At 58.1% G+C, this 8,556-nt stretch carries 7 protein-coding genes and 1 pseudogene; 7 read left to right on the plus strand and 1 reads right to left on the minus strand.

Features of this window, described 5'->3' with window-relative positions:
• The first annotated feature begins 447 nt into the window (after positions 1-447).
• The 6 genes from ABJN75_RS00615 to ABJN75_RS00640 all read left to right on the plus strand — a co-directional run bounded on the left by ABJN75_RS00615 (position 448) and on the right by ABJN75_RS00640 (position 7,199).
• Positions 448-1,176 carry a GntR family transcriptional regulator gene (locus ABJN75_RS00615; RefSeq protein WP_348435842.1) on the plus strand — a complete coding sequence of 243 codons (729 nt, stop codon included), beginning with the start codon at positions 448-450 and terminating at the stop codon, positions 1,174-1,176.
• A gap of 31 nt (positions 1,177-1,207) precedes the next feature.
• Positions 1,208-2,218, plus strand: a complete 1,011-nt coding sequence (dctP, locus tag ABJN75_RS00620) for a TRAP transporter substrate-binding protein DctP (RefSeq protein WP_348435844.1) — start codon at positions 1,208-1,210, stop codon at positions 2,216-2,218.
• Between the two features lie 66 nt (positions 2,219-2,284).
• Positions 2,285-2,818 carry a TRAP transporter small permease gene (locus ABJN75_RS00625; RefSeq protein WP_348435846.1) on the plus strand — a complete coding sequence of 178 codons (534 nt, stop codon included), beginning with the start codon at positions 2,285-2,287 and terminating at the stop codon, positions 2,816-2,818.
• On the plus strand, positions 2,815-4,095 hold the full coding sequence (locus ABJN75_RS00630) for a TRAP transporter large permease (protein ID WP_348435848.1): 1,281 nt from the start codon (positions 2,815-2,817) through the stop codon (positions 4,093-4,095). The genes ABJN75_RS00625 and ABJN75_RS00630 overlap by 4 nt, the downstream gene beginning before the upstream one ends.
• 23 nt (positions 4,096-4,118) lie before the next feature.
• Positions 4,119-6,161, plus strand: a complete 2,043-nt coding sequence (locus tag ABJN75_RS00635) for an NADH:flavin oxidoreductase (protein ID WP_348435850.1) — start codon at positions 4,119-4,121, stop codon at positions 6,159-6,161.
• 60 nt (positions 6,162-6,221) lie between these two features.
• Positions 6,222-7,199: an aldo/keto reductase gene (locus tag ABJN75_RS00640; RefSeq protein ID WP_348435854.1), complete on the plus strand. Its 978-nt coding sequence runs from the start codon at positions 6,222-6,224 to the stop codon at positions 7,197-7,199.
• Between the two features lie 152 nt (positions 7,200-7,351).
• Here the strand turns inward: ABJN75_RS00640 and ABJN75_RS00645 are convergent, their stop codons facing one another.
• Positions 7,352-8,257 (minus strand): LysR family transcriptional regulator, encoded by a 906-nt coding sequence (locus tag ABJN75_RS00645; protein ID WP_348435852.1) that lies wholly within the window; start codon positions 8,255-8,257, stop codon positions 7,352-7,354.
• 106 nt (positions 8,258-8,363) lie between these two features.
• Here ABJN75_RS00645 and ABJN75_RS00650 point away from each other — a divergent pair.
• A pseudogene (locus tag ABJN75_RS00650) lies at positions 8,364-8,556 on the plus strand (DUF1338 domain-containing protein); the annotation flags it as partial.

An 8,556-nucleotide genomic window follows, 5' to 3' on the forward strand; every position in this document is an offset into this window, starting at 1 on the left:
TCAGGGCTTCCAGAGCGACCTTCGCCTTGAACTCAGGCGCGTGCTGTTTGCGTTTCGACATCTCTGATCTCCTTTTCGTCGAAGACCAGCAGACTGCAAATCGTAGCTTATGTCAGTGTCCAAATTGCGGGGGGTAGCTCACTACCTCGGGCTCGATCGGACGCTGTGAGGGCATCGAAACGCTGGCATTGCCTTGCTCCGTAGGAACCTCTTCAGATCCATCCACACCCGTGAAGAAGTTATATATAACTTCAGAATTTGACTTATGGATGGGCACCTCAAAATGGGCACCAGAGACGGAATTTCTCGCCAAGAATCTACTTGAACACCGGCGCCGGACGATCTCATCAGTTGCCATTTCGAAGAGAACGAAAAAATCGTTGACAGCTTGTCGGATGACTGATTGGATCCAATCCTAGATAATGATTGGATACTAAAGGCGCTCTCATGACGCAACGTCCAAAGACCAAACTATCGGCAACCCAACACGCAACATCGAAGCTGCGCGAGTCGATCCTGTCCGGCGACATCCTTCCCGGCGCCCGCCTGGTTCAGGAGCAGCTTGCAGAGACTTTGGGGTTGTCCCGCGTTCCCGTCCGGGAAGCGTTGCGCATCCTCGAAGCCGAGGGCCTGGTCACGCATATCCGCAGCGCTGGTTATTCCGTATCCAAGATGGATGCGCAGACGTTGCACCGGATCCAGCGCATGCGCCGTCTGCTCGAAACCGACGCTCTGCTGCAGGCGTTCGAGCTTGGAGCTTTGGGCAGCGATCTAGCAGCCCAACTTTCGCTTCACCTCGGTGACCTTCGAGCGCTTTCCCCCGATAACGCCGCCCAGATGGCCAGCCGGATCAGGAGCTTTCACTTCTGCATCTTCGACAGCTGTGATGATCCGATCTTGCTGCGCTTTCTGCGCAATTTGTGGGACGCGACCGACAGCTGGCGGACCATTTATTACCGTACCGTTTTCGCAATGGACGCAGTTCAGCGCGAACGTGTCTTTGCGCGTTACGAACTGCTGATCAACCAAATCTCACAGGTCAAACTCAAAGAAACGATCACAATGCTCGACGAACTTCGGGAAGAGGGGTTTCTCTCTGCCGAGCAAGCGGTTCAGGCATTGAAAGAAGACAATCAAAGGCAGGCCCAGCTCATGCTGCGAGCCTTGGAGAGCTAAATTCCACTTAAACCTAGAGGGAAACAAAGGCATGATCCGACACATCCAAAAGCTTATCCAGCACAAACTGCTGCTTCCAATCCTTGCAACGGGCTGCGCCGCATCCACGCTGACCGGCGTGACGTGGGCGCAGGATGTCACGCTGAGGCTTGCGCATGGCTATACCGCGGCTTCCGTCGAGAACGAGGTTTTGAAACAGACGGCAGACCGCATTCGGGAACGCACTGACGGCGGGCTCGACATCCAGGTCTTTTCTGACAACCAGTTGGGTACCAATGCGGATGCCGTTGAACAGGCAGTATCCGGCGCCGATCTGATCGCTTTCGTCGACGCCTCCGGCGCGGCCGAAAAGGGGTTGCCGGAATTGGGCATCTTGAGCGGCCCATTCTTGTTCGAGACCGGTGAACAGGCAAAGAAATTCGGTAAAAGCGAGATGTTTCAAGAATGGGTCGACAAGTTGGCCGACAATGGAAATCTGCGGATCCTCGCGTTGAACTGGTTCGACGAACCGCGCGACATTATCGGCGACCGCGCCTTCATCGAGCCGGGTGACCTGAACGGCATGAAGATCCGCCTCCCGCCGCTGGATGCCTGGCTTGCAACATTCGTACCACTGGGTGCCGTACCGACAAGCCTGACATACGGGGAGACCTATGGCGCGCTCGAGCAGGGCGTGGTTAACGCGGCAGAATCCTCGCCCAATGCAATCGGCGCAGCAAAGTGGGGTGAGGTGGTCAAGCACCTGACCCGCACAGGTCATATCCGCCCATGGCTGGGTTACGCGATGGGAGAGGATTCATTCCAGCGTCTGAGCCCGGAACATCAGGAAATCCTGGTCGAAGAGTTCAAGAAATCAGGTGAGATGGCGGCCGAGATGCACACCGGCAAGACCAATGCGACCATCGAGGAAATGAAGGCTTTGGGGGTCGAAGTTCACATGCCCAATATTCCCGCTTTTCAGGAAGCGACCAAGGAGTTCTACACGGGTTCCAGCAACTGGCCGGCCGATCTCGTGGACCAGGTTCGCGACCTCGGAAAATGAACCGCACCAGGCCGGCACCTGCGGTGCCGGCCTGGTCTTAGCGAAAATCCAGTCAGGCGGTCCATCATGCTGCGCGCTATCCGGTTTATAGAAGACGAACTCCCCGGCATTTTGATGGCTGTCATGACAGTGGTTATGGCCGCCGAGGTCTTCGCTCGCTACGTCTTTGGACATTCAATCATCTGGGCATCGGAACTGGCGACGATCTGTTTTGTCTGGCAAGTCTATCTGGCCGCTTCAGGCGCAATGCGGCTCCGGATACATGTCAGGGTTGATCTGCTGAGAAACCAACTTGCGGGCCGGCTTCTGGCGGGGCTCGACACTCTCGCCGGGCTCATCATTGTCGGTGCGCTGGCACTGACTGCCTGGCAGGCCTGGTCCTTCGTTACCCATACAAATTTCTCTGCCCTACCGGCGACAGGCTTGTCACGACGGACGCTGGCGCTGGCGGTGCTGGTCGGCTGTGCTGGAATGCTCACGCATGCGCTGCTTCAACTCGTACAGACTGCAAGAGGCCTGGTCACCGGCATCTACGAGGTCCACTCGGCCGACCCCCTGCAAATCGGCGGGATCACGTTAAAGAAGGCCGAAACACAATGATCGCCCTGCTCATCGTTTTGCTGCTTTCCTTGTTCGTTGTGGGCGTGCCCATTGCCTTTTCGATGCTGGTTGTTTCGTTGGTCTATTTCACCATCACGCCGGCCAGCGACATCGTTGTCGTGCAACGGATGGTAACTGCGTTGAACAGCTTTCCGTTGCTGGCTGTGCCGTTCTTCGTGCTGACGGGCACCATCATGGCACGCGGTGGCATAGCCGAACGACTGATTGAATTTGCCGAAGTACTGGTCGGTCACATGCGCGGCGGGCTGGCCCAGGTCAACGTCATGAACTCGGTCCTGCTGGGCGGCATGTCCGGATCCGCTACGGCGGATGCGGCCATCGACAGCAAGGTTCTCGTACCGATCATGGTTCGCAAGGGCTACCCGCTGGGTTTTGCCAGCGCGCTGACCGCGACCTCGAGTATTTTCTCGCCTATTCTGCCGCCCAGCATCAGTCTGGTGATCTATGGGCTTATGGCGTCTGTTTCGATCGGCGACCTGTTCATTTCAGGAGTCGGCGTAGGGTTGTTGATGATGGTGGTGATGATGGCCACGGTCTACTGGCTGTCGCTACGCAATGGCTACGCAGCCGCCCGCAGCCACCGCGCATCCCTGCGCGAAGTGCTGTCATCGGGTCGACGGTCGTTCTTTGCGCTGCTGATGCCGGTTCTGCTGCTGGTCGGTCTGCGCATCGGAGTGTTTACGCCGACCGAGCTTGCTGCTGTGTCGGTGGTTTATGCGCTGCTGGTGGCGATGGTGGTGTACCGCGAAATCGCGGTTCGCGATCTGCTGGGCATCTTGAAGGAAGCTTCGTTCAACACCGCCATGATAATGATCATCGTCGCGGCGGCGGGCGCGCTGGGGCTGGTGGTTACCTACGAACAGGTGCCGATGAAACTGCAGGGCTTGTTCGAGGCCGCAACGGTCACGCCTATCGCCTTTATGCTTTTGGTCAGTGTCGTTCTGCTGCTGTTGGGAACGATCATGGAACCACTGTCTCTGATGATCATCCTGATTCCGGTGCTGGCGCCAATGGCGCAGAACATGGGAATTGATCCGATCCAGTTCGGGCTGGTCCTGGTGCTGCTTTTCACCATAGGCGGCATCACACCCCCGGTCGGAACAGTGGCTTTCACGGTCTGCGCGATTACCGGCTGCCCACTTGGACAATTCTCCCGCGCCTTCCTGCCATTCCTCGTGGGACTGCTGTTCTGCGTGCTGGCCCTGATCCTGTTTCCACCGCTCACAACCTTTCTTCCATCGCTGATGCGCGGCTAATTACCAATCATTCCGGATGTATAATGTCACAGACCGACCCACTTCTTGAACCGTTCCAGATCAAGCACTTGACGTTGCGCAACCGCATCGTCAGCACCTCGCACGAGCCGGCCTATGGCGAGCAGGGCATGCCCAAGGACCGCTACCGTCTTTACCATGTCGAAAAGGCAAAGGGAGGTTGCGGATTGACGATGATCGGAACCTCCATGGTTTCGCGTGACAGTCCATCCTCCTTCGGCAGCAACCTGATATTGCACCGCCCGGAAATCGTCGACTGGCTGCGCCGTCTGACCGATGACGTCCACGCCGAAGGTGCCGCGGTGATGTTGCAGATTACTCATCTGGGACGTCGGACCTCGCATTATACCGGTGACTGGCTGCCGGCCTTGTCCCCCTCGCCCTTCCCCGAACCGTTCCACCGGGCAGTTCCGAAAACGGCTGAAGACTGGGACCTGGAGCGCATCATTGCGGACTATGCCGCAGCAGCGTTGAGATGCCAGCAAGGTGGCCTGGACGGGATCGAGATCGAAAGCTACGGACATTTGTTCGACGGTTTTCTGTCACCGATCACCAACCAGCGAGATGACCGCTGGGGTGGTGATCCCGAGCGTCGATTGGAGTTTCCCCGCCGCGTGGTGCGCGCGATCCGCGACAAGGTCGGGCCCGATTTTATCGTCGGCCTGCGCGCCGCCGTGGACGAAGATCATATTGACGGCATCAATGAACAGGAGGGGTTGAGTGCCGTCAAAGCGCTGGTGAACGAAGGCATTGATTTCCTGAGTGTCATCAAAGGCACAATTTTCGACGACAAGGGCCTGGCGCAGGTAATTCCGCCGATGGGCACGCCCTCGGCGCCGTTCCTGGATTTTGCCGGCCGGATCAAGCAGGGCCTTGCAATTCCGGTGATGCATGCGGCACGCATCGCCGACGTCGCCACCGCCAGGCATGCGGTCACCAACGGGTTGCTGGATCTTGTCGGTATGACCCGAGCGCAGATGGCCGACCCACACCTCGTCAACAAGATCGCCAGCGGCAACGAGCACAGGATCCGGCCCTGCGTTGGCGCCACCTACTGCCTCGATGCGCTGCATCGCACGGGTGACAGCAAATGCATTCACAACGCGTCAACCGGGCGCGAGGCGACCGTACCGCACGTCACTCCCCGCAGCGCCCAGCCAGGCCTCCGGGTTGTCGTCGTCGGCGCCGGGCCCGGCGGGCTGGAGGCTGCGCGCGTTCTTGCCGAGCGCGGACACCGGGTTACGGTGATGGAGGCGAATAGCGTTCCTGGCGGTCAATTGGTGATCGCCGCCCGTTCGGACCGTCGCCGTGACCTGATCGGCATCGTCGACTGGCGCGTCAGCGAGTTGGAAATATTGAGAGTGGATCTGCGCTGCGGCGTTTATGCCGAAGCCGCGGAGGTTCTGGCTGAAAACCCGGATGTGGTTGTAATTGCCACAGGCGGACTGCCAAACAGCGATTTCCTTGCCGAAGGAGCTGCGCTGACCATTGATACATGGGACATCATGACAGGAACCACCAAACCCGCCGGCGAGGTTCTGGTTTTTGACGATCAGGGCGGCCATCAAGGCCTGGATGCGACCGAGACCATCGCCCGATCCGGAGCCAGTGTCGAGTATATCACCCCCAACCGGGTGATCGCACCGGAAGTGGGTCCGCTGACATCGCCTGGATATTTGGCGAGTTTCGACGAACTCGGCGTTTCGGTGACGCTCTCCTGGCGCCTGATGAAGGTTACCCGTTCGGAAAACGGCCGATTGGCAGCGCATCTGACCAACGAATACTCAGGGCGTACGGCAATACGTATCGTGGATCACGTGATTACCGAGCACGGAACGCTGCCAAACGATGCGCTCTATTTCGATCTCGTTCAGCATTCGACCAATCTGGGAGAGGTGGATTACGAGGCGTTCATCAACGTCCGCTCCCAGACTTTGAGCCGCAATCCCGACGGCAAGTTTTCGCTGTTTCGGATCGGCGACGCCGTGGCGTCGCGCAACGTTCATGCAGCCATCTACGACGCGGCTCGGCTCTGCACCGCCATGTAAGCGTGCAGGCCTCCGCAGCCAATTCTTCACAACAGATAATGAAAGGCATGACCAATGAAGATGACCTATGTCAACCTAGGCAATACCGGCCTCAAGATTTCCCGCCTCGCCCTGGGCTGCATGACTTACGGCGATCCATCGACCGGCACCCATGACTGGGCTCTCAACGAGGACGACAGCCGCCCGTTCATCCGACAGGCCATTGAGGCCGGCATCAATTTTTTCGATACCGCCAACGCCTACTCGGTCGGCGGCAGCGAGGTTGTTGTGGGCAAGCTCGTAAAGGAGTTTGCCAAGCGCGAGGACGTAGTGCTTGCGACCAAGGTGCACTTTCCTGTCGGAAAAGGCGGCCCAAATCGCATGGGCCTCTCTCGTAAGGCGCTGATAGCTGAATGCGACGCCAGCCTGAAACGGATGGGTACCGATTACATCGACCTGTACCAGATCCACCGTTGGGATCCCGCGACACCGATCGAGGAAACACTGGAAACGCTGACCGACCTCATCAAGGCAGGCAAGGTGCGCTATATCGGTGCTTCATCCATGTATGCGTGGCAGTTCTCCAAGGCACTTTATACATCTAAGATCAATGGCTGGGCGCGGTTCGTGTCGATGCAGCCGCATTACAACCTGCTGTACCGCGAGGAAGAACGCGAGATCATTCCGCTGTGTCAGGATCAGGGCGTTGCCGTTATTCCGTGGAGCCCGCTGGCGCGCGGCCGACTGACCAAACCAGCGGCTGATGACAGCCTGCGCAGCCGGAAGGACCCCTTTGCCCAAAGCCTTTATCTGCCCGAGGATCAGAAAATCATTGATGTCGTGGCCCAAATTGCCAGCGAACGCGGCGTACCGATGGCGCAGATCGCGCTTGCATGGACCGCTAGCCGCCCCGGCATCACTGCGCCGATCATCGGCGCAACCAAACCGCACCACATTACCGACGCAGTCGATGCATTGGACATTGACCTGACCGAAGAAGAGGTTGGCAGATTGGAAAATCTGTACACTCCCCGCCCTGTCTCTGGCCTGTCGCGTTGATACCTTGAAAATACCGGCGGCGGTCGATCACACAGGATTTGATTCAAAATCCTGTGCCGCAAGTGCGCTACATAGACCGCCGCCGACATGACTGGCTCGGAACACAGTCCGCACAAGCAAAGCGGCCCGGTTATGGTTGCCTTTCATTGGTCCTACCGGTTGACTTGCGAAACCTGCGACAGGATCCAGGTTTCGAAGACCTTGGCGGGTTGAAAGTCGGCTTTTCCTTCCGGTGAAACAAGATAGTAATTGTTCTCCGTCGTCATCGGCCGGTCCAGCACGACCTGGAGCTGGCCAGAAGCCAGCTCTCCCTCAATCAGATATTTCGGCAGAAGGGCAAAGCCGAGACCGACGATGGCGGCCTCGATGATCATGTTGAACTGGTCGAACCGGTGCCCGTGATAGCCAACCGAACCAACGCCTGCATTCTGATCAAACCAATCCAGCCATTGCCGCGGCCGGGTTGCCAGATGCAGAAGCGGCGTACCGGCAAGATCATCGACGGTGGTCACCGGATGCGCGGCGCTCAGCGCCGGGCTGGCGACAGGCAGAATGATCTCGCTGCAAAGATAGGTGCAACTCGCCTGCGCCCAAACCGGTTGACCGTAATGGATTGCAAGATCGAAATCCTGCTCCGCCAGATCAAAGGGTTCCGAATGCGAGGCGATATTGACCACAATATCAGGATGCCGCGCCGTGAAATCGGCAAGCCGCGGCAACAGCCAGCGGCTGGAGAATGTGGGAAGCGCGGCAAGCGAGAGCGAACTCCGGCCATCGGCCGAAGCCATGGCCTGCTGGACGAGTTCGTCGGACTGCGCAAGCAGCCGCAACACCGAGGGAAGTAGCGACCGGCCGGTTGCCGACAACACGACACGGCGGCGCACGCGCTCGAAAAGAACGACGCCAAGCTGGGACTCGAGTGATCGGATCTGGCGACTGACCGCGCTTTGGGTCAGATTCAGTTCCGTCGCCGCCTGGGTAAAACTGCCATGGCGCGCGGCGCACTCGAAAGCCTGCAGAACCACAAGGTCAGGCACAAGGGTACGACTGACATTCATTCCGATCTCGCATTGATTAAGGCTAAAATATCACATTATTTTTGTTTTTCGTTCCGTTATTATGAGCAAATAGAATGATAAAACCAGTCCAGATGATGAAAGACCGATGTCAGAGACCGATTTCATTGCGCCCGACACACTTCGTGCCACCTTTGCCGCGGCGATGTCGGCCATGTACCGCGATGAAGTGCCTGCTTACGGCACGTTGATCAGGTTGGTCGAGGCTGTAAACACGGAAACACTCGCAGCCGATCCCGATCTTGCGGCGCAGCTGGATGCGACCGGTTCCCTCAGCCGCA

It is taken from the genome of Hoeflea sp., from assembly GCF_039975035.1.
Classification (GTDB): domain Bacteria; phylum Pseudomonadota; class Alphaproteobacteria; order Rhizobiales; family Rhizobiaceae; genus Hoeflea.